Source organism: Caldisalinibacter kiritimatiensis (assembly GCF_000387765.1).
Lineage (GTDB): Bacteria > Bacillota > Clostridia > Tissierellales > Caldisalinibacteraceae > Caldisalinibacter > Caldisalinibacter kiritimatiensis.
The window spans coordinates 16,194-39,240 of the sequence record NZ_ARZA01000268.1 but is presented as its reverse complement, the minus strand read 5'-3'; the positions used below and the strand labels follow the sequence as shown (position 1 = coordinate 39,240).

Below are 23,047 nucleotides of genomic sequence, written 5' to 3'. Positions count from 1 at the left end.
ATATTATAGTATAGCCATCTCTGTTTCTTTATCAAATAAATGTATTTTATTTTTATCAAATGCTAGCTCTATATTATCTCCATGCTTAGCTTGACTTCTTGAGTCTACTCTAGCAATAGCACTATTACCTTCTATAGTGATGTATAGATATGTTTCTGAACCCATCATTTCTGTTACTTCTACGTGAGCCTTCACTACACTATCTCTTGAAGACTCAATGAATACTTTTTCATCATGAATATCTTCTGGTCTAATTCCTAAGATTACTTCTTTACCGAAATAGCCTTTTTGCTTAACTATCTTAGCTTTTCCTTCAGGTAAGCTAACCTTAACATTTCCAAAAGCTAATTTACAATCATTAATATCATTACCTTCTATTATTGCATCAATGAAGTTCATCTGTGGACTACCTATAAATCCTGCTACGAAAACATTCGCTGGCTTTTCATATACTTCTTGTGGTGTAGCTGCCTGTTGTATAACTCCATCTTTCATTACTACTATTCTATCTCCCATTGTCATAGCTTCTGTTTGATCGTGTGTTACATATATAAATGTTGTTTGAAGTTTTTTATGTAATTTTGTGATTTCAGTTCTAGTTTGAACTCTTAGTTTTGCATCTAAGTTTGATAAAGGCTCATCCATTAAGAAAACCTTTGGTTGTCTTACTATTGCTCTACCTAGTGCAACCCTTTGTCTTTGTCCACCTGATAACGCCTTAGGCTTTCTGTCAAGTAAATTTTCTATTCCTAGTATTTTAGCTGCTTCTTTTACCTTTTTATCAATTTCTGCTTTAGGAACCTTTCTCAATTTAAGACCAAAAGCCATGTTATCATAAACTGACATATGAGGATAAAGAGCATAGTTTTGGAAAACCATAGCAATATCTCTATCTTTAGGTGCTACATCATTAACTAATTTATCACCTATATACAATTCGCCTTTAGAAATTTCTTCTAAACCAGCTACCATTCTAAGTGTTGTAGATTTACCACATCCTGAAGGACCTACAAGTACAATAAATTCTTTATCTTTAATTTCAAGATTGAAATCTTTTACTGCTGTTACTCCTCCTGGATATATTTTATACATATTTTTAAAAGTTAAACCTGCCATTTAAATTCCCCCTTTACTTTTTTAAACCGTTTTCCTTTCGTCTATAACTCCTTGTAAATGTTTACATGTAATAGTTTATAATACTATTACTTAAATTTCTATTGGCAAGTTCAACAAAAAATCTATGTCATTTTTAATAATTTGCACAAATAAAAGTGGCTTCGCCTCTTATCAATTAAAATCTTTATATATTCTAGCAAAACTGTTTAATTTCTTTTGCACTAAATTATTAATAGTACCCTTAGGATAATTTCCATATCTATCCTTTATTCCTGCTGGCATACCAGTTAATATTTCTATTCCTTCATCAATAGTTTTTACTACGTATATTGAAAATTTTCCCTCTTTTACTGCTTCTATTACTTCATCATTTAACATAAGATTGTTCATATTTTGATGTGGTATCATTACTCCTTCTCCACCCGAAAATCCTTTTTCTTTACATACTTTAAAATATCCTTCAATCTTCTCATTAACACCACCAATAGGTTGAATAACACCTTTTTGGTTTACTGAACCTGTAACTGCTATAGCTTGATTTATTGGCACTTCTGCTAAACTTGATATTAATGCATATAATTCGGTACTTGATGCACTATCTCCATCGATTACACTATAGGACTGCTCGAAGGTTATGCTTGCTGATAAAGATAATGGTTTATTATTGGCATATTTTTCTCCTAAATATCCACTCAATATTAGAACGCCTTTATCATGTAATTTTCCACTTTGCTTTACTTCCCTTTCTATATTTATTATTCCATCTTTACCTACAAATGTCGATACTGTTATTTTGTTTGGTTTTCCAAAAGTATATTGTCCTGTGTTAATTACTGCTAATCCATTTATTTGCCCTACTTCATAACCCGAAGTTTGTATCAATATAGTTTCATCTTTAAATAACTCATGTAATTTCTGCTCATACTTATTATTTCTATAAACTTTTTCTTGTATAGCTTTTTTTACATGTTCTTCTGTTACAATTGAATCTCCTTTAAAATCCGCCCAAGCATCTGCTTCATATAAAATTTCCACTATCTCATTGAATCTAGCAGTTAATTTTCTCTTATCTTCTGCTAGCCTAGAGCTAAATTCAACTATTTTTCCCACCGCTGATTTATCAAATGCCTTTAATTTTTCATCCTTACAATGACATGCTATAAAAGATGCTAGCTTATTTATATTTTGTTTATTTCTCTCCATCTCTATATCAAAATCAGCTCTTATCCTAAAAAGCTTTTTAAAATCATTATCATAATTATAGAGTAGCTGATAAGTATGATAATCACCTATAATCATCACTTTTAAATCTATAGGTATAGGCTCTGGTTTTATAGATTCTACAATCATATTTCCTTGACCTTTGCCTATATTCTCTATTTTAGCTTTCCCTGTATTTAAAGCTCTTTTTAGCCCATGCCATGCGTATGGACTGGTTAGTATATCCTTTGCTTGTATTATTAGATACCCTCCATTAGCCAAATGAATAGCTCCTGGTTTTATTCTAGTATGGTCTGTCTTATTAACCCCTAATTCATTTACGTATTCTATTTGACCAAGTAAATTATAATAGTCAGGATTTGTCTCTTTTATTACAGGTGCACCTTTCTTGTCACTATTATCTATAAACAAATTAACTTCATATCTTTTAAAGAAATCCTTACTTATTTTCCCTTTAGTTAAAAGAAGTTTAGCCTGGTCAGTTTTTTCATTATCTAAAAATTCATTAATATTTTTTATAATATCATCTTCTACTTCATATAAATACTTTTTTATTTGTTTGTTGTCTTCAAATTCATCTATTATTGGCATAACATGTGTATCTACAACTTTTAAAGCTATTTCTTCCTTTAATTGTTTTATCCTATTTCTAGACTGTTCTTCTAGTTGTCTAATTTTTTTAAAGTAATCAAAAGTCTCTCTGCTCAATTTGTTCGAATTTTCCTTAATTTCAGAAATTTCTTCTTCTGTTAAATCTATAATTTCTTTTTCTGTCATCGGATGTCCATTTACAAGGGGAATACTAACTAAATTTCCATCATTTTCTTTAAACATAAATCCATATTCCTTTGCTATCTCATTTAAGTTTTCAATTATCTCTTTAATCTTTTTATCATATTGGCTATAAATAAGATTTTTTTTATTTTCATATTCTTTAGATGTAAAAGCTTTTGGCAAGTCCCTTTTAATCTTACGCACCATATACTCTATTTTCTTTTTAAATACAATTCCTTTACCCGAATTTAAGCTTATCAATTTAGGATTTTCAGGTTTTTCAAAGTTATATACATAGCATAAATCATCTGGTGCATGCTTCTCTCTAGCAAATTCTTTAGCAACTGAATAAGTATAACTGTTTCTACCAGTACCTGTAACTCCAGAAACAAATATATTGTATCCTTTTCTCTTTACTGATAATCCAAACCTCAACGCTTTCATAGCTCTTTCTTGTCCGATAATTTCTCTAGACATTGACAATTGGGCTGTTGTATTAAAATTAAGAATCTCAATATTACACTTTTTCTTTAGTTTATCAAACGGAATTTTTAAATCTTTTCTCATTATAGACACTCCCCTCAAAAGCAAAACACTAAAATCCACTTATTTAATTCCTTATTTTATATTATTCTATAAACATTCTTTCTTTCCTGTGAATTATTGCAAATTACAATAATTACCATAAATAATAAATCCCAAAAAGTCTAAATTTGTTTGTTTTAGACTTTTTGGGACATATTCTAATCTATAATTCCAGCAGATATTTTTATATTATGTTGATGCTTTTCATCCACTTCTCCATCCTTGTGTCTTGTACTATTTAGAAAATGAATATCAAAATGTCCATCCATATTATTGTTCTTTATAAAGTCTAAATTTAAACCTGGACCATAACCTTCACTTCTCCAGCTAGTATAAACACCGCCTTCAGCATTATCATTTCCTGCATGTGGCATTCCTGATGCACTTCCCGCTATGCGTCTACCATTATACTCTACTATTACTGGTCTTCTTAACCAACTAAAGCTTCCACCCCATATTTCCTTTAATTTTTCAGTGTCTTCAGCTGTCAATGTTTCTACATCTGCATGGTTAGCTCCTGCTGTTCGCTTTGCCATAAATGACTTTCCTGTATAAAAGTCAATAACTTTAATAGTAGCTCCAATTGGTATAACATATTGCACCCCATTCCACCAATCTAGGTATTCGCCATACTGGTCTCCTAATGTTTCCATTTCAGCTACGTTGTATACAGGTATTTTTATCTCTTGTCCTATGTATAAAATAGTATTTTCATTAGCATTATTAACTTTCATTAATTCATACATAGGTATTCCATATTGTACACTTAACTTCCAAAAATCGTCTCCTTTCTTTACAATATGGGTTTTATATGTCATATATGATTCAGGTTGTTCTGGTATATTATTTGTTGGCCTGTCTTCTGTAGAGCATACAGATGGTATTTTTAGTTTTTGATCTATATATATTACTGAATACTGATTTAAGTTATTTATTTTTAATAGCTCATTTAATGAAACATTAAATTTTTCACTTATAATCCAAGATGTATCACCAGCTTGTACTTCATAATAAAAAAAGTTTTGAGTTTCAGGTATTTCAATCTGTTGACCAACATAAAGAATTGTACTTTCGTTAGCATTATTCACTTCCATAAGCTTATTAATATCTACGTCATATTTCTGACTTATTTTCCAAAATGTATCCCCTTGTTGTACTTTATAATCCCAAGCAAATGCACTAGTAGATGTACCTATAATAGAAACTGCTAATATACCACTTAATAGTTTTTTCCCAAATTTTTTCATCCTTCTCCTCCTCTTATGTTTTTCCGCACCCTTATAAATTCTTCTATAATATTTATTTTCCTTTATGTAAATATTGGTCAAAAAACCAAAAACACCAGCAAAATGCTGATGTTTGAAATGATTATTCTTTATATCTAGTCTTAAGCTTAACTTTGTCAGGTAACTCTTTTAAATCTGTCTTTACAACAGTATAAGGATATGTTATCACCTGTGCTACTATCTCATCGGGTTTGGGGTCCTCATAAACAGCATATACTATAAGATGTGTTTCATTATCTTTTTCTAATTTCTCTATTTTTTCTACAGCAACAGAATATCCTTCTGTTCTCTTTTCGCCCCTCGTCACTATTATATATATCTCATCTTTAACTTTACACGCTAAAGCTCTTTCTTCAGTTTTATATGAAGGAAGTACTTCTTGTAATTTACTCGGTATTTGGTTTTTACTTACTTCTGTAAAATTCACCGTTTTATCCCCCTCATTAAATAATAGTTTGGGAATAAATATTATTCCTAAAACTATTACTGCTATTACTATAAGTACCCATATCTTTTTCACCTAATACCCCCTTTACCTATTCATATATCAATATAAACATTTCTTATATAATAGTATTCTGGTATTTACATTTTTATGATAGATTTAAGAACAAAATCGGCTAAAGTCGATTTGTTAGTTAGTAGTCCGTTGTTAATAGTTAGTAGCATTTGATTCTGTTCTTAGTTCTCAGGAGGATATTAGAAAGAATTAGGCTATTCGCTGTTTGCCTTTAGCTTTTGGATAATAATTTTACAAATATTCTGTCTTCATTTAAAACTTATATTCAACTTAATTACAACCTATAATGTAAATATGCTTTCTTAGACAATAAAAAAGAGTGGGATTAAGTTCCCACCCTTTAATCTACTTTCTTTTTATAACATTCTTAACTGCTTTTACTAGCTTTTCAGCTGTAAGTCCATATACTTCTAATAACTCATCACCTTTACCTGATTGACCGAAAACATCTTTAACTCCTACTCTTTCCATAGGTACTGGTTGATTTTCTGCAAGTACTTCAGCCACTGCACTTCCTAACCCACCTATGATGTTATGTTCTTCTGCTGTTACAATTGCTCCTGTTTCTTTAGCAGCATTTATAATTATTTCTTTGTCTATTGGCTTAATTGTGTGGATATCTATTACCCTTACATCAATTCCTTCTTCAGCTAATTTATTCCTTGCTTCTAGTGCCTCTGCTACCATAACTCCAGTAGCGATTATTGTTGCATCTTTTCCGTCTTCTAATAATATTCCTTTACCTATCTCAAATTCATAGTTATTTTCATCATGTATTACCGGTACTTTGCTTCTGCCTAATCTAATATAAACAGGTCCATTATATTCTGCTGCTTTTAAAACTGCTTCTTTCGCTTCAACTGCATCAGCAGGATTTATCACAACCATATTAGGGATTGTTCTCATTATACTAATATCCTCTAATGCTTGATGTGAAGCACCATCTTCTCCTACAGTTATGCCTGCATGAGTGGCAGCTATTTTAACATTTAATTTAGGATAAGCTACTGAATTCCTAATTATTTCAAATGCTCTACCAGTAGCAAACATTGCAAATGAACTAGCAAACGGTATTTTACCAGCTGTAGCTAATCCAGCTGCAGTACCTATTAAGTTTTGCTCAGCTATACCTACATTAATAAATCTCTCTGGATACTCCTCTTTAAATTTAGCTGTTTTTGTTGATTTTGATAAATCTGCATCTAATACTACTATGTCTTTATTGTTTTTTCCCAATTCTTTTAAAGCTTCTCCATACGCTTCTCTTGTTGCTATTTTCTTTGTCATTATGCTTCACCTCCAAGCTCATCTAAAGCCTTTTCAGTTTCTTCATCGTTTGGTGCGCTTCCATGCCAACCTACTTTATTTTCCATAAATGATACGCCTTTACCTTTAACTGTATTAGCAATAATTATAGTAGGTCTGTCTTTTACACCCTTACTTTCTTCTATAGCTTTAAAAATCTCTTCAAAGTTATGTCCATCAATTTTTATTACATGCCATCCAAAAGCTTCCCACTTTTTGTCAATAGGTTCAATGTTCATAACTTCTCTATTTTTTCCATCTATTTGTAAACCATTATGGTCTAAGAATACAGTTAAGTTATTTAATCTGTTATGAGCTGCAAACATTGCTGCTTCCCATATCATACCTTCCTGTACTTCCCCATCACCTAAAAGTACATACACTCTATAATCTTTGTTGTCTAATTTACCAGCTAAAGCCATTCCATTTGCTACTGCCAATCCCTGTCCTAAAGAACCTGTTGACATATCAACACCAGGTGTTCCCTTCATATCTGGATGTCCTTGAAGCATTTCTCCAACTTTTCTCAACTTCATTAATTCTTCCTTTTGAAAATATCCCTTTTCTGCTAATGCTGCATATAAAACAGGTGCTCCATGGCCTTTAGATAAAACAAACCTGTCTCTATCTTCCCAATTAGGATTTTGAGGGTCTATTTTCATTTCTTTAAAATATAATGCTGTTACTATTTCACAAGCTGATAATGACCCTCCTGGATGACCTGAACTAGCAGCATTTATCATTTTGATTATGTCTTTTCTCAATGTGTTTGCAATCTTTTTAAGTTCTTGATGCTTTTCCATTCTTTTCCCTCCTAAGTACTTTTTATTTCTTTAAATCCTTCACCTAAAACCTCATGTATATCAGTAATCATAACAAAAGCCTTTTCATCTACTTCATGTACTATCTCCTTTAATTTTGTGATTTGTGACCTGTTTACTACACATAATAAAACGTCCCTATCCTTGCCAGTATACATTCCTTTTCCTCTAAGTACCGTTACACCTCTTTTTAACTCATCTAATATAATTTCCCCTAATTCCTCTGGAGTATTAGAAATTATTAAAAATGCTTTAGCATAACCTAAACCTTCTAAAATCAAATCTATTACTTTAACTAAAATATATAAAGCTATAATCGAATAAAGTGAAGTTTCTATTTTCTTATCAACTACACCTGCAATTACAACCACACAAAGGTCTATTATCATCATTAGAGTTGCTGTACTAAGACCTGGAAAGTATTTATTTAATATTGCTCCTGCTAAATCTGTACCTCCAGTAGTACCTCCAAATTTAAAAACTATACCTAACCCCAATCCTATAAGTACACCACCAAAAACTGCAGCTAAAAGTAAATCTTCTGTTAAGTTGGATTGTGGCAATATCCTTATGAAAAAAGATAATGCAAATGTAGCATAAAGAGTTTTAGCTCCAAAGGCTTTTCCTAAAATTAAAACTCCAGCTATAAATAAAGGAATATTAATAGCTAAGTTTGTAATATCAATAGGAATGTTAAGTATTTTCTTTATTACTATAGCTAAACCTGTTACTCCACCAGGAGCAATAGTATTTGGCTCTAATAACATATTCAATGAAATTGCCATAATCACTGTTCCTATTGTTATACCCAAATATTCAATTAAATAATTATACCACCTTTTATTGATATCTAGCATTTTTACCTCCTCCTCTCCTGAGTTTATTTTTACTTTATAGTTTATTCAACAATATTATTTTTTGAAAAAAGTACTTTTAATGCAAATAACGGTAATACTGCTTGTCTTTTAACTCTTCTTGGCTCCTTAATTAATCTGTATAGCCACTCTAATCCAAGTTTTTGATATATCATCGGAGCTCTTTTGACTCTACCTGCTAATACATCAAGCGTTCCGCCATTACCAATTATTAGTTTAGTATTTAAATCATGCTTGTTATTATGAATCCATATTTCTTGCTTAGGTGCTCCAAAACCTACAAACAAAATATCTGGATTTACGCTATTTATTTGCTCTATAACTTTCTTTTCCTCATCATGTCCTTTATACCCTATATGAGTTCCTTTAAAATAACCATGATGATAACCAGCTATTTTTATATTAGGATATTTTTTCTTTATTTTTTCACTAGCCTCTTTAGCTACTCCTTGTTTTCCTCCTAATAAAAATAACTTATAGCCGTTCTTATTTGCTATCTCAAGTAATTTAATAGATAAATCATATCCTGTTACCCGCTCTGCGAGAGGCTTTTTCTTAATTCTCGATGCATATACTAATCCAATACCGTCGGGAACTATTAAATCTCCATCATTCAATATTCTCTTTAGTTTGTTATCTTTTTTGGCAGCCATTACTATTTCTGTATTAGGAGTATATATAACATTCGTATCATTTTGTTTTAAATATCCTTTCGCTTCTCTTTCAGCAGAATTTAATGTTACTTTATCCACTCTAACTCCCATTATTTTTATGCTTTGTACCATTTTATCACCTACTTTTGAGTAAGTCTAAAGCCATACTTACATTATCATATGCCTTTGCTTTTAGTTTATCTCTTACTTCATTTAATCTACTCTTAAATTGACTCCTATTTTTCCATATTTCATCAATCATTGTACACAATTCAACTAGCTCTAAATTGTTTATATCAATTTTAGTATCTATTCCAAGTAAATTCAAAAAACCTTCAACCTTAGGGTCATATACCAAACCTATCATTGGAATAGCCTGCGTTGCTGCATATATTAAAGAGTGAAGCCTCATAGCAATTATCAAATCTAATTTCCCAATTATACCCATCATATCTTCAACACTATATTTATTTCTTAATATATAACAATTATCCTGAATTAACTCAATAATATCTTCTCCTATTTCTAAATCATCCGGATAATGCATAGGTATAATTACAACATTAATGTTCAAATTCCTTGTTAAATAGTCTATCGTTTTTGATATTACTTTCTTAATATTCTTATCATCTTTCCAACACCTTACATTGACGCCTATTAAAGGCTTATCTAATGGAATTCCTTCTATGTTGAAGATATGTTTTATTCTTTCTTCACTTGAATGTTCTAATGTAAATACAGGGTCTGAAGTAACATAAATATTCTTATTCTTAACTCCTAATTTTTCCAGAGTTTCTTTAGACTTATAATCTCTAAGTGTTATTAAATCCACTTTATTTAATAATTTCTTTGTTAGATATTTATTTACTCTTTTTTTAATTGGCCCTATTCCGTTTGCATAAACCATTACAGGCTTTTTAAATAGCTTTGCAATGAAAATAACTGTAAGATAATAAATTATAGCCCTAGTGCTTGTTACATCCTGTAACAAGCTCCCGCCGCCACTAATGAGCATATCTGTACTATATAATTCATTTATTACATTTATGATGTTAAATCTGTCTACTGCTTGTATGTTATATGTTTGCTTTGTGCTAGATGCATTCTTTGAAAGTGCAGTTATAGTAATATTATTTGATTTGTTTTTTAAATCTTTTACAATTGCTTTTAAAATTGCATCATCACCACTATTATCAAAACCATAGTATCCTGAAATTGTGACTCTTTTATTTTCTCCCATACATTTACCCCTTTTGTCAAATATTAAGTGACTCGGTTTTCTTTGCTAGATATATTTAAAATAACTAAAATGAAAGAAATGATGGTCCAAAATGTTATAATTATCCTTGGTAAATAAAGTATATTTTCTACTAATCCATGAAACAGTATTGAAGACAAACTTGCCAATAATCCAGCAGTAATTACCTTCAAGTACTTATTGTCGGTTTTTCTATAACTCATCAAAGAATATTTATATATGATAAACAACATTATTATAAATATAATAAATCCTCCGATTCCAACTTCTGCTAATGTTTCCAAATACGTATTGTGAGCATGATAAACATTCATCGTTCTTATATACTTAACATAAGTTTCTTTAAAAGGGATGTATCCAAATCCAACCCCTGAAACCCAATTGTCTCTAATAATGTCAAGGGTTATATCCCACACTTTTATTCTATATGCATTGGAAGAATCTCTTAAGTTACCTATTGTTAATATTCGATTAATAATAGCGCTCGGCATGATAAATATCGAAAGTAATCCAGCTGGAATCAACGAAATCAATAGTTTTTTCTCAACTAATATTACAAACACAAATATACCGAAAGCGAAGCCGAGCCAACCACCTCTTGAAAATGTAAATATTAAAGTAGCTATTAATATCAGCGTTGTTGCTAAAAATACTATCTTCTTAAATATTTTCTTTGTTACCCAAAATAATGATAGTGAAATTGGTGTAATCATAATTAAATATTCAGCTAAAATATTAGGATTACCAAAAACCGAAAATACTCTTGTCTTTAAATCAGGATTATTAGCTACGTCAACCCAAGCATCATCTACCTTTACTCCTACCTTGTACTGATATAGCCCATATAATGCTACTATAGTTGCAGTAAATACCGTTGTGGTCAAAATAGCATTTAACTGATTCTCTGTTTTTATACTATTAACTATTACATATATAAAACTTATAGCTATTATGTGAATTACTAAATCTCTCAAACTTCCTTGTAGGTTATACGAAGTAATAGTTGTTATTATAAATACAATAGCCAATAGTAATATGGGTATATCTACAAAACTTTTTCTTAAAAAGTAATCTTCTTTATATAGTAACTTAATAAAAAATGTAAATACTACAAATGCTATAAATAATAAAGATATTATTTTAGGTGCAAAAGGTAGTATAATTATTGCAGCTAGTATTCCTAGGTTTAAATTGAATGTTTGTTGTCCTTCCATTTTATCTACATTAAATATATAATCTAGAAATTTAGTAAACCAACTACCTTTTATGATTCTAATAGTATATATCTGTATTTTAGAGATGCTATGGACTAGTTTATATACAAAACTATATTTCATGTATTTTTTTATGATTTTCCTTATTAGATCAATTAAATTTTTTGATAAATCAACTACATATTCATAAACTTTGTATACAAAGCTGTTTTCAATCACACTTTTATCTTTAGTTAGAAAATTAAATATCAATGAACCCCTTAATAAAAACATAAATATACTATATATTCTATATAAAACTCTATTTATTAAGCTTCTTTTATAACATCTTTCTGTGTATCTCCAAAGCTTTATTATAAAATTTAAAGTTAAGCTTTCGTGCATATAATCATCTCCTAATACTACTTAACTTCTATTCCTAAAACTGTAGAAAATACTGCAACGTTTTTGTTTTTAAGTCTATACTGAGTACCTATTCTTGTATGCTCTCCACCTATTATTGTAACCTGGTCTGTAATTGTAGCGCTAGATTCTACGGTAAGAATAACTCTATACTTATTTGGTACATCTGCTAATACTATTTTTCCGTCACTAGTAGGAACTTCTTCTTTATAGTTTTCAACTTTTTTATCTACTATCTTACCAAAAAGATTTCCTCTATCATAGTGATATAAGAAATCCCCAACTTTTATTCCATCTACAGTTGGCTTTCTCACACCTGAAATTTCAACTTTAACTACTACATTTTCGCTTTTGTTAACTACTTGGGGTTGGGAATTTAATACCTTATATCCACCGCCTACTACTAATAATATTAATATTAGTAATACAGTTAAATCTATAACATTGATGATACCAAATACTTTTCCTTTGTCATCTATTAATTTCATTTTATTACCTCCTGTTTCTTAATGTTTTTATATATATCATAATGATTTGAAGCCATGTTTTCTAATGAAAATTCTTCTTCAACTTTTTTATATAATTTCTCACCCATTTGCCTAGCTTCTGTTATGTTTTCTACCATTAAATTTAAATATTTTGTTAATTCTTTAGCACTACCTATATTAAATAGATATCCATTTACACCGTGCTCAACTAAATCCCCTATTCCTCCAACATTCGTACTAATCACTGGTTTTTTTAACCTAGCACCTTCTAAAATAACATAAGGAAAACTTTCACTCTTTGAAGTGAGAACATTTATATCAATTGCATTGAAAAAAGAATAAGGTTCTTTCACAAAACCTAAAAAATGTACTTTATTTTCTATTCCTAAGTCTCTACTCATTTTAATTAACCTTTCTCTTTCGTATCCATCACCAGCTATTAAAAAAATAACATCATCTCTATTTTTTAATATACTATATGCTGCTTGCAAAAAAACTTCATGGTTTTTTACTAAATCTAATCTTCCCATAATACCAACTATCTTTTTATTTTTATATCCAATATTATAATTACCTAAAAACTCTTCTTTTGATGTTATCATTAATTCGTTTTTTAAATCAATACCATTATATACAGTAAATATCTTCTTTTCCTTAAACCCTCTATTTATCAGCATATTCTTAAAATTACTTGAAATCGCAATATAGTAATCAAAAAATCTTAGGGACATGGAGTTTATCGATGTATAAACTATCCTTTTATAAAAGCTGTCTTTAAAATCTAACCTATAGTCGCTATGAATAGTTGTTATAAAGGGTTTATTAATAAGTCTTTTCAATAAAACCCCTACAAAATTAGCTCTTGCTCCATGACAATGAACTATATCATAATTTTCTTCATATATTTTATTTTTTAATTGCTTAATAATAGAAAGGTCATATCTTTTGTCCTGTTTTATTACTTCAATATCTATACCTAATTGTTTACCTTCTCTGTAGAATTCGTCTTCAATAAAACACACAAGCTTTACTTGTAAATATTTACTCAATTCTTTTACTAAAGATAATACATGAGTTTTAGCTCCGCCTGTATCTCCGCCACTAATCAAGTGAAGTATCTTCATTTAAATTTTGCTCTTGTGAGCAGTTCCTCCCTTCAATCTTTTATTATAGCTTTATCAATAAACCTATATAATTATAACATATTAGCTTTTTTCTTTCTATCATAAAAGAAGGCAGTTTTTACCTGCCTTCTAATTTTATATTATTTAATTTCATACTTACCTCTAACCATAAATATTGCATATTCTTCTACATATACCCCTCTGCCATCACTTCTTGGAATTATAAGTAAGTGGTTTGGAGGTATATCTTGGTCCATTTTTATGTCTATAGCTCCTGTAACATCTGATAATCCTCCAAGTTCTCCTGCAATAGCTTTAGCTTTTCCACCTCTCAAAATTATCTCAGTACCAGCTTGTCCTATTAGCTTTTGTCCATTTCTCAACTCAACTACCTCTAAACCAACTGAAGCACAATCTGAATGTGAAGTTGTATTCTCCTGTTGAAGCTTTTCTTCTAACTTATCAATTCTATCTTTTAATTGCTCATTTTCCTCTAAAATGCTATTAATTTGATCTGAATTCGTTGCTGTTATTTCAGTAACTTCAGTAATTCTCTGTTCAATATAATATTTTAATTGTTCTATTCTTTTCTCAACATAACTTAAAGTAACTAATGGGTCACTTTCAGAACCTGGTTCAGTTACATCTGCTAATGCTATACCGTATGATAGTACTAATATTGCGCCGATAAATACCAAAGAGATAGCCTTCTTATTTTGCCAAATTCTTTTCATATTACTTACCCTCCTAGTTTTATTATACACTACTAGATATATTCGACTTAAATTTAAATTTTCCTGTCGTAATATAAACATTTTTATATTTCCCTGGAAATAATTTCGACAGTAAAAAGGCAGTAAGCTACTTTTAAGCTATAAGTACGTAATAGTTAATACTAGAGTGAAAGCTAAAAAAACAAAGTCGGCTTCATCGATTTGTTAGTTAGTAGTTCGTTGTTAGTAGTTAGTAGCATTTATTCAGTTCTTAGTTCTCGGCTCTTAGGTCTTAGGAGAGCATCAAAAAGGATTAGACTTTTCGTTGTTCGATAATAATTCTATAAATATTTTTCTACCTTTCATACCTATATTTAACTTAATTACAAGCTATACAGTAAATATACTTACCTACATAAAAATAAAGGCCTGGAGGTTTCCATGCCTTTTTCTTAAAAATCTATAAGCCCTAAGCTTATTTTTAAGCACTCGTTAACGTTTTCCATCATTTCTTCATCGAAATGCCCCACTTTTTCTCTTAACCGCTTCTTATCTATAGTTCGTATCTGCTCTAAAAGCACAACTGAATCCTTAGGTAGACCATAATCTAAAGCGCTTATTTCTATGTGAGTAGGTAATTTAGCTTTATTAATCTGAGATGTAATAGCAGATACAATAACAGTAGGACTATATTTATTTCCTATATCATTCTGTATGACTAATACTGGTCTTACTCCACCTTGTTCTGAACCTATAACGGGGCTTAAATCTGCATAAAATATATCTCCTCTCTTCACAATCAAATTATTCACACCCCGTCAACTTAGATTCGTAGTTATATAACTCTTCTATATCTTCATCTATTCCCATCTCTGCTAATCCTAAATTTATTTTACTCATTTCTTTATATCCAGATTTCATTTTTTCACGAAGTTGTACTTTTTTTCTTTCTCTTATATAAAGTTTCATGGCCTCCCTTATAAACTCACTTCTATTTTTCTTTTCCATATCAACAATTCCGTCAATTTCTCTTAACAAAGTATCAGGTAAACTAATCATTATCCTCTTAGTTTCGGCCATCAGAGCACCTCCAGGTGATAATAATACTGTTTCATATATAATAAATATGATATCTATAACTATTATATTCTTATATACCGTAGTATATACTAGATTATATATATATTTTGTATATGTGTCAATAAATAGAGAATATCCATCTTTTGTGAATTTTTTACTCCTCAAGATAATCTTTGATATGTACTATATCCCCTTGTTTTATATAAACCCTCGGTACTCGTCTACTTACCATACATACAATTTCATAGTTTATAGTTTCAAGTTTTTCTGCTACTTCATCAATATGTGGACTATTATTATATCCATCCCCAAAAAGTATTACTTCATCCCCTACTTTAATATCTTTAATCGATGAAACGTCTATCATGCACTGGTCCATACAAATTCTACCTATTACTGGCACTTTATAACCTTTTATTCCTACTTCTGCTTTATTGGTAAGTATTCTTGTATAACCATCTGCATATCCTATTGGTAAAGTTCCAATTTTACTTTCTTTTTCAGTAATATAAACATGTCCGTAACTAATACCAGTTCCCTTTTCTACTTCTTTAATATGTGAAATTTTAGCCTTTAAAGTCATAGCCGGCTTTAATCGAACCGCTTTTTTATTTACTTCGTTGGATGGATATAAGCCATATAGCATTATACCAGCTCTTACCATATCTAAATTATACTGTGGTAAATCTATTATTGCTGCACTATTAGATATATGCTTTATCGGTATATTAATATTTTTGCTTTCAAGCTCTTGAATTATCCACTTAAATTTTTTGTATTGCTCATTTGTTGCTGATTTATCTCTTTCATCAGCCTTTGCAAAATGTGAAAATATACCTTCTATTTTTATTCCAGATAATTTTGCTATTTTAACAATATCTTCAACTGAAGACTTATTAGGTACAAAACCTAATCTACTCATTCCTGTATCAATTTTAACATGAATTTTTCCTACTTTACCTACTTTATGTGCTGCTTTAGAAATATTTATCCCCTGTTCATAAGTGTAAATCGTCTGAGTTATATCATTTTCTATTACCTTTTCAAACTGAGAATCTGGAGTATAGCCTAAAATTAATATTGGAGCATTAATACCTTCTTTTCTTAGTTCCAAAGCTTCAGAAAGTGTTGCTACCGCTAGCCTATCAGCTCCATTATTTAAAAAAGTTTTTGCTGCTATAGCTGCACCATGTCCATAGCCATCAGCTTTTACTACAGCTGTAATCAAAGTATCTTCCTTAGTTACTCTCCTTACTTCCCTAATATTATGTGCCAAATTGTCAAGATTTATCTCAGCCCAAACAGGCCTTATGTTTTGTAATGACTTCACTTTCCAACTCCCCCTTAGTTCAGTGCATTATATATTGTTTAATATTTTTTTTGTAGCCTCAATATTAAACTCTTCATCCTTAATATCTACATTATGCTTAAAGTTACTATACTTAACCTTAACTGAAGCTTTGCCATCTTTATCGTAAATTATCAGCTGATAAGGAGTAAAGGTTTCTTTATCAACCCAAAGCTTCTCCTTATATCTATATTTATTATTCCCTGGTATATCAGCAGTTAAAGTCAAATATTGAGCATCTTTAATGTTTTCGGCAGATATCCGTATATCTTCATTTGTTACAAACAGCTTTAAAAAGTATCCAATGAAGATATTTTGCTCAGCTGAACCTTTAAAATCTTTTATAAGCATTGATTGATTTATTTGAGGATGGTATATCCAAGCCTGTTTACCATCATATACAGTAATACACCCTCCACTTTCCTCTGGTTCTATTACTTGAATAATATATCGATTAGGTCTTTTAAATATGTGTCTTAGTTTATAGGTTTTTTCACTTTTGTTGCCCACAACAGTGATATTTGCTATAGTACTGTATGATTCCATCTTACTGAGCTTCTTTTGCATTTTATAGAAAATTTCTTCATCGGTTGGTTCTTCACATGCAACTGTTAACAAAATAGTAAAAATCATTAAACCAACCAAAATTTTTCTCATTTACTATAATTCATCCCCTTTTTTTCAAATTAATAATTATTATATATCTAAAAAACTTTATTACTTTCCGACCAATTTTTTAATAGAGTATGGTATTTTCTCTAAAATATCAGTAGCTATTATTCCATATTGCCCTTTTTCGTATGATGCCAAATCCCCTGCTAATCCATGAATATATACCCCTGCAATTGCAGCTTTTAAAGGTTCTATTCCTTGACCTATAAAACTTGAAATTACTCCTGTTAAAACATCTCCACTACCTGCCGTTGCCATTCCTGGATTCCCTGTCATATTGATGAAAATTTCTCCTTCTTTACTAGCTACAATTGTATTGGCACCTTTAAGAACAGTTATTACTCCATACTTTTTAGATGTCAACCTAGCATATTTAACTCTATTATCTTGTATTTCTTGTATGCTTATATTTAATAACCTTGAAAGTTCCCCTGGATGAGGAGTTATAATCGTAGGATATTTTCTTTTTTCTAAAACCTGTGTCATTTTTGATACACAATTTATCCCATCTGCATCTAATACTATTGGTTTGTTAAAGCTTGCAAGTAGTTTATTTACCAGCTTTATTCTTTCTTCGTCTACACCCAAGCCAGGTCCTAATGCTATCACATCTGCTATAGAAGCAACATCTTGTATTTCATCAAAACTTGCACTATTAAAATAACCTTTGTTTAAATCTTCAACTGGTTTTATAATTGTTTCAGTAGCCTTAATCTCCATTATTTCATAAAGAGAATTGGGAACTAGTGTATATACTAATCCACTACCACTTCTCAACGAAGCCATAGATGTTAAATATGATGCTCCTAACATGCCTTTGCATCCAGCAAGCACACTAACTCTTCCATACGTCCCCTTATGACTTTGATTCTTTCTTTCTGGTATTATCGACTTAACAAGTCTATCATCTATTGGTTTTAAATTAAAAAATTTATTTTTGTCTTCTTGTTTTATCTGGTTGTGTTTGTTTATCACCTTATTATTATCACATATTGCAAATGCTAATGCATATTTTTCAATGTGAGTTATAGATATATGTATATTTTCAATCCCTTTTTCTTCAGCTAACTTTTTAGCGTTACCGTTAAGTTCAACATATGGTTTTCCAAAGGAATCATGCAATATTTCTATATCTTTCCACTTAAAATCCCTAATTCCGCTTCCTAATGACTTACTTACCGCTTCTTTGGCTGCAAACATGCCTGCTATTGTATGTATGTTTTCTTTTCTAGACTTGATATATTTTTTCTCTTTATCACTATATATTCTATTTATAAAACTTTTCTGTCTTTTCAGAATTTTTTTGATTCTATCCGTTTCTATTATATCTATTCCATTCCCTATTATCATTATTCCACCTCTTATTTTAAAGCTCTTAGTTAACCTTATACCATTTTCCCCACAAAGAACAAATAAGCCTTATTTCTAAGGCCTAATTTATATTAGAAAAAATCAAATATACTTTTATTAATAGGTATACCAAACCAATCGGCTAAAACTTTTACAAATTCAATAAGAAAATAAATAACAGAAACTAAAAAAAATGCTACTACAATTAATTTTATAATCCCAAAAAATTTTTCTCCAATTTTTATTTCTTTTTTAAATAATGAAAAAATGTATTTGACCAACTTTGTAAACACTTCAAAAAATATCTCTGCTCCAGTAATTATTAAAATCAGAAGCATTAAAGCTTTCATGCCCATCAAAATCTTCTCCTTATAACTTAAACTATGTATATATGATATCATAAATCTATTAATTTTTCATATTCCTTAGAGTAGATTATTGTCCAACCGCTCCATTTCCTTGCTTCCTAATATGCCGTGTAAGAATTTGTAAGTTAAGTTTATACTTTCTTCGTAATCGTGCTTTTGCTCTATTAACCCTCTAAGTTCATTTTTTAAAGACTCTATTTCTTGTGTCACTGACGTAAGATTTTTTTGCTTAGTTCTAAGTTCTTTATAAGCATACTTTATCGTTGCCTTTAGAAGCTGAAAATTGGCTTCTCTTATTTTTTTGGGCAATGTCTCTGTTTTAAAAGTTAATTCATCTAGCTCATCATTCATCTCTAATAACCTTTGTTTACATTCTTGTAAAATATCTAATCTCTCATTTTTCTTTTCACTATTAGCTTGATGAGATATTTCTAAAATCTTATCCATAAGTTTTTTCTTTTTTATCTTTAATGCACGCAAATCTTTATTTGTAAATTCCTGTTCCTTCAAAAGGCTTTCTAACTGTTCTTTACACGTAATCAAATTTTTATCATTAACATTTCTAAATAATTGTTTCCATGTATTATCTTGAACAAGTAATGGTACTTTGTTTTTTAATAATATACTGTAGTCAATATCAATACTATAATCTTTAGAAAACATTTCTATCACCTCTAGGACGATTATACTACAAACAAATCATGCAAGTAATAGGTTAAAATTACTATAATGTTATATTGTTTTCATATGCTCTTTATTATTTTACAATAAATTTAATAAAAATTTCTACCAAAATAATGTAAAAAATTCTTCTATTTTTAAAAATGATTCTCAAGGTTAACTTTTTTCAAACACATAGCGGAAATTATATTTTATCCAAAGTTTAAAAAATTTGATTTCAATTTCAAATACTTGGCAAATGATTAATAATAGTCACATGTACATACATAAAAAAGTAATATATTAATAGCAACGATTTAGGAGTGATTAAATGGTAGACAATAAGCAGAAAAATAGAAAGTACATAGATGAAATGCTTAAAGAAATAGAGAAAAGATTAAGTATATTAAAAAGAGCTAGTAATAACTTAGAAATTAAGAATCAATATATATTACAGACCTTGGAAAATTCATTTAACTTAATGAAAGAAATAAATGAGGCTATAAACAAACATAAAATTAACTCAAATGAACAAGTCTCTGAATCTGATAATATAGATATAATTATAGAAACCATTTCTAAAAAAATAGATGAAACACAAATCGAAGATAATATCAATTTAAAAAATCAACTAAAAAAGATAAAAGCTATTTACGAAATACTAAAAGAATAAAAAAGAAGAATAAAAAAGGGGCCATAATATGGCCACCTTTTGGGTACTAACATTAATTCGTTTTAATATTTATTTTGTTACTAAAATAACTGATGCTATTTCTTTATCAACAGCCACTTGAGTATAACCTACCTGAAAAACATACGAAGGAAATGTTTGTATAATTTTTACGTTCATTCCTGGCAAAATTCCCATTGACATAAGTTTTCTTAAGATGCTTTTATCGTTAGTATTTAACTCAGCAATAACCCCTTCTTCTCCTTTTTTTAACTCTGTTATATTTACTCTATCAGTTCTTACCATTTTTTCTACCCCACTTCTTGATTAATTGAATAAATTTAGGTTCCTTCGGTATTTCAAAACCACAATTAGGACATTTATATTTATTACAAGCCTTACTCATCGGACAACTTTTACATCCTTTCGCAGCTTCATCTTCATTAAATTCATAACCACAAAAACTACACTTTATCATAATAACACTCCTAAACTAATAAGCAACCAATTAAGAACAAAGCCTGCTGCAAATGAAAATACAAGAATAAATAATCCCATAGCAAAAGCAGTTTTAGCTCCTCTTTCTTTTATCATCATAGCAAATTGTGCAACACAAGGAACAAATAAAGTTAATGTAGCCGCTGCTACTACTAATTGTCTAGGAGATAAAACCCCTGTCTTTTGTAAGTCAAATAATCCCGCTGCTCCGTAATCTCTTCTAAAGAATCCAAATAAAAATACTTCAGCAGTTTCACTTGGTAGGCCTATTAAATTAACTAAAGGCTCTATCAAACTTATTAATAATTGAAATAATCCAGTTATATGTCCAAACCATATTAACACACTTGCAAACACAAATAAAGGAATTACCTCTATCAAATACCACTGCATTCTAGCATAAGTTTTAGAAAGTACATTCGTTAGCTTAGGTAATCTAAGAGGTGGTACTTCCATATAAAAGCTTGGTTTTTTTCCAGGCATTACTTTTGCTGTTAAATATCCAATGAATAAAAATACTACTACCATAAATAACATCCATACCAATAATGCTTTAGGAATGCCTGATAATAGTGATAATATAACTCCCAACTGTGCTGAACATGGAATTGCTAAAGCTAATAATAAGGTTGAAATTATTCTTTCTCTTTTCGTTTCTAATGTTCTACTTACCATTGTAGCCATAGTATCGCATCCGAAACCTAAAACCATAGGTATAACAGCTCGTCCATTTAATCCTATCTTTTTAAATACTCTATCAACCAACATTGCTAATCTTGGTAAATAACCACTGTCTTCGATAATAGAAAACATAAAGAAAAATGCACCTACTATTGGTAATACTATAGCAATTGCATATCTAAAACCTAATGTTAAGATACCATAATCATTAGCTAATAAATCCTGAAGCCATTTCCAAGGAATAAATGTATTAACTGTATTGTTTATCCATGGATTGATATACCCTTCAAAAATATTAGCTTCTAAAAAATCCACAACTGTTCCTGCACCAAAAACACCTACAAATTTATATAATCCAAAATAAACAACTAGCAATAATATAGGTATTCCAGTTATCGGATTCATAGTTAGGCGATTAAGTACATCAGAAATATTTTTACTACCTTTCTCTTCCTTAGTAACAACTCTATTTGTCAACTTTTCAATAGATTTTTGTCTCCATACAGATATTACATAGTTGAGAGGCCTATCATAATGTTGTTTTGTTGCCTCTATAATATCATTTATTTTATTATAATTAATTCCTTCTTCTTTTTTTACTTTTTCAATTATATCTTCGTCTTCTTGTAATAATAAAAGAGCTACAGCTCTTTTTGAAAGCATATATTCACCAGTTAAAATGTTAACAATTTTTCTTATTGAATTCTCAATAATATCGTCATAGGTAATATTAAAGCTATTTGATACGCTAAGCTGCTTTGACATATTTATCTACCCTCTCTTTTAGTTGTTCTATTCCTTTATTCAATGCTGCAATAGTTGATATTACAGGTATACCTAACTCTCTCTCTAATTGTTCAATATTTATTTTAAGTCCCATTCTTTCAGCTTCATCCATTATATTAAGTACTAATATTACTGGCATACCACCTTCTATTAATTGCATTGTCAATGGTAACATTCTTTGTATGTTTTTAGCATCAATAACATGTATTACAGCCTTTGGCCTTTCTCTAAATAATAAATCTCTAGTAACTTTTTCTTCTTCTGTTATACACATAAGAGAATAAAGTCCAGGTGTATCAATTATTTCATATTCCTCATTACCAATTCTCCCTCTACCTCTAGAAACTTCAACAGTAGTTCCAGGGTAATTAGATACAGTTACATAAGCACCAGTTAATATATTAAATAAAACACTTTTGCCTACATTAGGGCTACCTACAAGAGCTATTTTTTCTAAACCTTCAGTGTTTTGAACAACTTCTCCGTCGTGCTCTGAAATACCTAGCAACACATTAAATAATTTTTGATACCATTTTCTATTCATAGAACAACATTTTGATGACATTTTTAAGCCTCCTC

General features: G+C 29.8%; 25 protein-coding genes. 1 reads left to right on the top strand and 24 read right to left on the bottom strand.

Going from position 1 to position 23,047, the window contains the following annotated elements:
- Window positions 1-3: 3 nt before the first annotated feature.
- From L21TH_RS12225 to L21TH_RS13885, 20 genes are all read right to left on the bottom strand, one after another.
- A complete protein-coding gene (locus L21TH_RS12225; protein ID WP_006316982.1) occupies window positions 4-1,116 on the bottom strand; it encodes an ABC transporter ATP-binding protein in 1,113 nt (370 codons plus the stop codon).
- Window positions 1,117-1,287: 171 nt separating this feature from the next.
- A complete protein-coding gene (locus tag L21TH_RS12220; protein WP_006316980.1) occupies window positions 1,288-3,678 on the bottom strand; it encodes a Lon protease family protein in 2,391 nt (796 codons plus the stop codon).
- A 176-nt stretch (window positions 3,679-3,854) separates the two neighbouring features.
- Window positions 3,855-4,943: a LysM peptidoglycan-binding domain-containing protein gene (locus L21TH_RS12215; protein WP_006316979.1), complete on the bottom strand. Its 1,089-nt coding sequence runs from the start codon at window positions 4,941-4,943 to the stop codon at window positions 3,855-3,857.
- A gap of 121 nt (window positions 4,944-5,064) precedes the next feature.
- Window positions 5,065-5,502 (bottom strand): protease complex subunit PrcB family protein, encoded by a 438-nt coding sequence (locus L21TH_RS12210; RefSeq protein ID WP_006316978.1) that lies wholly within the window; start codon window positions 5,500-5,502, stop codon window positions 5,065-5,067.
- 345 nt (window positions 5,503-5,847) lie between these two features.
- A complete protein-coding gene (locus tag L21TH_RS12205) occupies window positions 5,848-6,789 on the bottom strand; it encodes a transketolase family protein (protein ID WP_006316977.1) in 942 nt (313 codons plus the stop codon).
- Complete coding sequence (locus tag L21TH_RS12200) at window positions 6,789-7,610, bottom strand: transketolase (RefSeq protein ID WP_006316976.1); 822 nt, start codon at window positions 7,608-7,610, stop codon at window positions 6,789-6,791. Before L21TH_RS12200 ends, L21TH_RS12205 begins: the two co-directional genes overlap by 1 nt.
- Before the next feature lie 11 nt (window positions 7,611-7,621).
- Window positions 7,622-8,485, bottom strand: coding sequence for a YitT family protein (locus L21TH_RS12195; RefSeq protein WP_006316973.1), 864 nt, complete (start codon window positions 8,483-8,485; stop codon window positions 7,622-7,624).
- A 41-nt stretch (window positions 8,486-8,526) separates the two neighbouring features.
- Entirely contained in the window at window positions 8,527-9,288 is a 762-nt protein-coding gene (locus L21TH_RS12190; RefSeq protein WP_006316971.1) for a WecB/TagA/CpsF family glycosyltransferase, read from the bottom strand.
- A gap of 4 nt (window positions 9,289-9,292) precedes the next feature.
- Window positions 9,293-10,396 (bottom strand): polysaccharide pyruvyl transferase CsaB, encoded by a 1,104-nt coding sequence (gene csaB / locus L21TH_RS12185; RefSeq protein ID WP_006316970.1) that lies wholly within the window; start codon window positions 10,394-10,396, stop codon window positions 9,293-9,295.
- A 23-nt stretch (window positions 10,397-10,419) separates the two neighbouring features.
- Window positions 10,420-12,012, bottom strand: a complete 1,593-nt coding sequence (locus tag L21TH_RS13900) for an O-antigen ligase family protein (RefSeq protein ID WP_006316968.1) — start codon at window positions 12,010-12,012, stop codon at window positions 10,420-10,422.
- 17 nt (window positions 12,013-12,029) lie between these two features.
- On the bottom strand, window positions 12,030-12,518 hold the full coding sequence (locus tag L21TH_RS12175; RefSeq protein WP_006316967.1) for a DUF4330 domain-containing protein: 489 nt from the start codon (window positions 12,516-12,518) through the stop codon (window positions 12,030-12,032).
- Entirely contained in the window at window positions 12,515-13,642 is a 1,128-nt protein-coding gene (locus L21TH_RS12170) for a glycosyltransferase family 4 protein (protein ID WP_006316966.1), read from the bottom strand. Before L21TH_RS12170 ends, L21TH_RS12175 begins: the two co-directional genes overlap by 4 nt.
- 140 nt (window positions 13,643-13,782) lie before the next feature.
- Window positions 13,783-14,376 (bottom strand): hypothetical protein, encoded by a 594-nt coding sequence (locus tag L21TH_RS13895; RefSeq protein WP_006316965.1) that lies wholly within the window; start codon window positions 14,374-14,376, stop codon window positions 13,783-13,785.
- Between the two features lie 431 nt (window positions 14,377-14,807).
- Window positions 14,808-15,158 (bottom strand): type II toxin-antitoxin system PemK/MazF family toxin, encoded by a 351-nt coding sequence (locus L21TH_RS12160; protein WP_006316964.1) that lies wholly within the window; start codon window positions 15,156-15,158, stop codon window positions 14,808-14,810.
- Window position 15,159: 1 nt separating this feature from the next.
- Window positions 15,160-15,435 carry a CopG family ribbon-helix-helix protein gene (locus tag L21TH_RS12155; RefSeq protein ID WP_006316963.1) on the bottom strand — a complete coding sequence of 92 codons (276 nt, stop codon included), beginning with the start codon at window positions 15,433-15,435 and terminating at the stop codon, window positions 15,160-15,162.
- A 154-nt stretch (window positions 15,436-15,589) separates the two neighbouring features.
- Entirely contained in the window at window positions 15,590-16,765 is a 1,176-nt protein-coding gene (gene alr / locus L21TH_RS12150) for an alanine racemase (protein ID WP_006316962.1), read from the bottom strand.
- Window positions 16,766-16,792: 27 nt separating this feature from the next.
- Window positions 16,793-17,440: a LolA family protein gene (locus tag L21TH_RS13890; protein ID WP_006316961.1), complete on the bottom strand. Its 648-nt coding sequence runs from the start codon at window positions 17,438-17,440 to the stop codon at window positions 16,793-16,795.
- Window positions 17,441-17,500: 60 nt separating this feature from the next.
- Window positions 17,501-18,805 carry an NAD(P)H-hydrate dehydratase gene (locus L21TH_RS12140; protein ID WP_006316959.1) on the bottom strand — a complete coding sequence of 435 codons (1,305 nt, stop codon included), beginning with the start codon at window positions 18,803-18,805 and terminating at the stop codon, window positions 17,501-17,503.
- A gap of 92 nt (window positions 18,806-18,897) precedes the next feature.
- On the bottom strand, window positions 18,898-19,161 hold the full coding sequence (locus L21TH_RS12135) for a hypothetical protein (protein WP_006316958.1): 264 nt from the start codon (window positions 19,159-19,161) through the stop codon (window positions 18,898-18,900).
- Window positions 19,162-19,230: 69 nt separating this feature from the next.
- On the bottom strand, window positions 19,231-19,836 hold the full coding sequence (locus L21TH_RS13885) for a hypothetical protein (protein WP_006316957.1): 606 nt from the start codon (window positions 19,834-19,836) through the stop codon (window positions 19,231-19,233).
- Between the two features lie 328 nt (window positions 19,837-20,164).
- Here L21TH_RS13885 and L21TH_RS12125 point away from each other — a divergent pair, with 328 nt between their 5' ends.
- Entirely contained in the window at window positions 20,165-20,506 is a 342-nt protein-coding gene (locus L21TH_RS12125) for a hypothetical protein (RefSeq protein ID WP_006316955.1), read from the top strand.
- 69 nt (window positions 20,507-20,575) lie between these two features.
- Here the strand turns inward: L21TH_RS12125 and L21TH_RS12120 are convergent, their stop codons facing one another.
- From L21TH_RS12120 to L21TH_RS14840, 4 genes are read right to left on the bottom strand one after another with little or no spacing between them, the layout of a single operon-like run.
- On the bottom strand, window positions 20,576-20,809 hold the full coding sequence (locus tag L21TH_RS12120; RefSeq protein WP_006316953.1) for a FeoA family protein: 234 nt from the start codon (window positions 20,807-20,809) through the stop codon (window positions 20,576-20,578).
- Window positions 20,796-20,981, bottom strand: coding sequence for a hypothetical protein (locus L21TH_RS12115; RefSeq protein WP_006316951.1), 186 nt, complete (start codon window positions 20,979-20,981; stop codon window positions 20,796-20,798). The genes L21TH_RS12120 and L21TH_RS12115 overlap by 14 nt, the downstream gene beginning before the upstream one ends.
- On the bottom strand, window positions 20,978-22,447 hold the full coding sequence (locus L21TH_RS12110; RefSeq protein WP_006316949.1) for a ferrous iron transporter B: 1,470 nt from the start codon (window positions 22,445-22,447) through the stop codon (window positions 20,978-20,980). Before L21TH_RS12110 ends, L21TH_RS12115 begins: the two co-directional genes overlap by 4 nt.
- Window positions 22,431-23,033: a FeoB small GTPase domain-containing protein gene (locus tag L21TH_RS14840; protein ID WP_006316948.1), complete on the bottom strand. Its 603-nt coding sequence runs from the start codon at window positions 23,031-23,033 to the stop codon at window positions 22,431-22,433. The genes L21TH_RS12110 and L21TH_RS14840 overlap by 17 nt, the downstream gene beginning before the upstream one ends.
- Window positions 23,034-23,047 lie beyond the last annotated feature (14 nt).

What these genes read in the sequence shown, in the direction of transcription:
- L21TH_RS12215 (WP_006316979.1), bottom strand. Translation starts at nt 4,943, where the DNA reads ATGAAAAAATTTGGGAAAAAACTATTAAGTGGTATATTAGCAGTTTCT.
- L21TH_RS12200 (WP_006316976.1), bottom strand. Translation starts at nt 7,610, where the DNA reads ATGGAAAAGCATCAAGAACTTAAAAAGATTGCAAACACATTGAGAAAA.
- L21TH_RS13895 (WP_006316965.1), bottom strand. Translation starts at nt 14,376, where the DNA reads ATGAAAAGAATTTGGCAAAATAAGAAGGCTATCTCTTTGGTATTTATC.
- L21TH_RS12140 (WP_006316959.1), bottom strand. Translation starts at nt 18,805, where the DNA reads ATGATAATAGGGAATGGAATAGATATAATAGAAACGGATAGAATCAAA.
- L21TH_RS12220 (WP_006316980.1), bottom strand. Translation starts at nt 3,678, where the DNA reads ATGAGAAAAGATTTAAAAATTCCGTTTGATAAACTAAAGAAAAAGTGT.
- L21TH_RS12120 (WP_006316953.1), bottom strand. Translation starts at nt 20,809, where the DNA reads ATGGTAAGAACTGATAGAGTAAATATAACAGAGTTAAAAAAAGGAGAA.
- L21TH_RS12195 (WP_006316973.1), bottom strand. Translation starts at nt 8,485, where the DNA reads ATGCTAGATATCAATAAAAGGTGGTATAATTATTTAATTGAATATTTG.
- L21TH_RS13890 (WP_006316961.1), bottom strand. Translation starts at nt 17,440, where the DNA reads ATGAGAAAAATTTTGGTTGGTTTAATGATTTTTACTATTTTGTTAACA.
- L21TH_RS14840 (WP_006316948.1), bottom strand. Translation starts at nt 23,033, where the DNA reads ATGTCATCAAAATGTTGTTCTATGAATAGAAAATGGTATCAAAAATTA.
- L21TH_RS12225 (WP_006316982.1), bottom strand. Translation starts at nt 1,116, where the DNA reads ATGGCAGGTTTAACTTTTAAAAATATGTATAAAATATATCCAGGAGGA.
- L21TH_RS12115 (WP_006316951.1), bottom strand. Translation starts at nt 20,981, where the DNA reads ATGATAAAGTGTAGTTTTTGTGGTTATGAATTTAATGAAGATGAAGCT.
- L21TH_RS13885 (WP_006316957.1), bottom strand. Translation starts at nt 19,836, where the DNA reads ATGTTTTCTAAAGATTATAGTATTGATATTGACTACAGTATATTATTA.
- csaB (WP_006316970.1), bottom strand. Translation starts at nt 10,396, where the DNA reads ATGGGAGAAAATAAAAGAGTCACAATTTCAGGATACTATGGTTTTGAT.
- L21TH_RS12155 (WP_006316963.1), bottom strand. Translation starts at nt 15,435, where the DNA reads ATGGCCGAAACTAAGAGGATAATGATTAGTTTACCTGATACTTTGTTA.
- L21TH_RS12190 (WP_006316971.1), bottom strand. Translation starts at nt 9,288, where the DNA reads ATGGTACAAAGCATAAAAATAATGGGAGTTAGAGTGGATAAAGTAACA.
- L21TH_RS12135 (WP_006316958.1), bottom strand. Translation starts at nt 19,161, where the DNA reads ATGGGCATGAAAGCTTTAATGCTTCTGATTTTAATAATTACTGGAGCA.
- L21TH_RS12125 (WP_006316955.1), top strand. Translation starts at nt 20,165, where the DNA reads ATGGTAGACAATAAGCAGAAAAATAGAAAGTACATAGATGAAATGCTT.
- L21TH_RS12170 (WP_006316966.1), bottom strand. Translation starts at nt 13,642, where the DNA reads ATGAAGATACTTCACTTGATTAGTGGCGGAGATACAGGCGGAGCTAAA.
- L21TH_RS13900 (WP_006316968.1), bottom strand. Translation starts at nt 12,012, where the DNA reads ATGCACGAAAGCTTAACTTTAAATTTTATAATAAAGCTTTGGAGATAC.
- L21TH_RS12175 (WP_006316967.1), bottom strand. Translation starts at nt 12,518, where the DNA reads ATGAAATTAATAGATGACAAAGGAAAAGTATTTGGTATCATCAATGTT.
- L21TH_RS12205 (WP_006316977.1), bottom strand. Translation starts at nt 6,789, where the DNA reads ATGACAAAGAAAATAGCAACAAGAGAAGCGTATGGAGAAGCTTTAAAA.
- L21TH_RS12110 (WP_006316949.1), bottom strand. Translation starts at nt 22,447, where the DNA reads ATGTCAAAGCAGCTTAGCGTATCAAATAGCTTTAATATTACCTATGAC.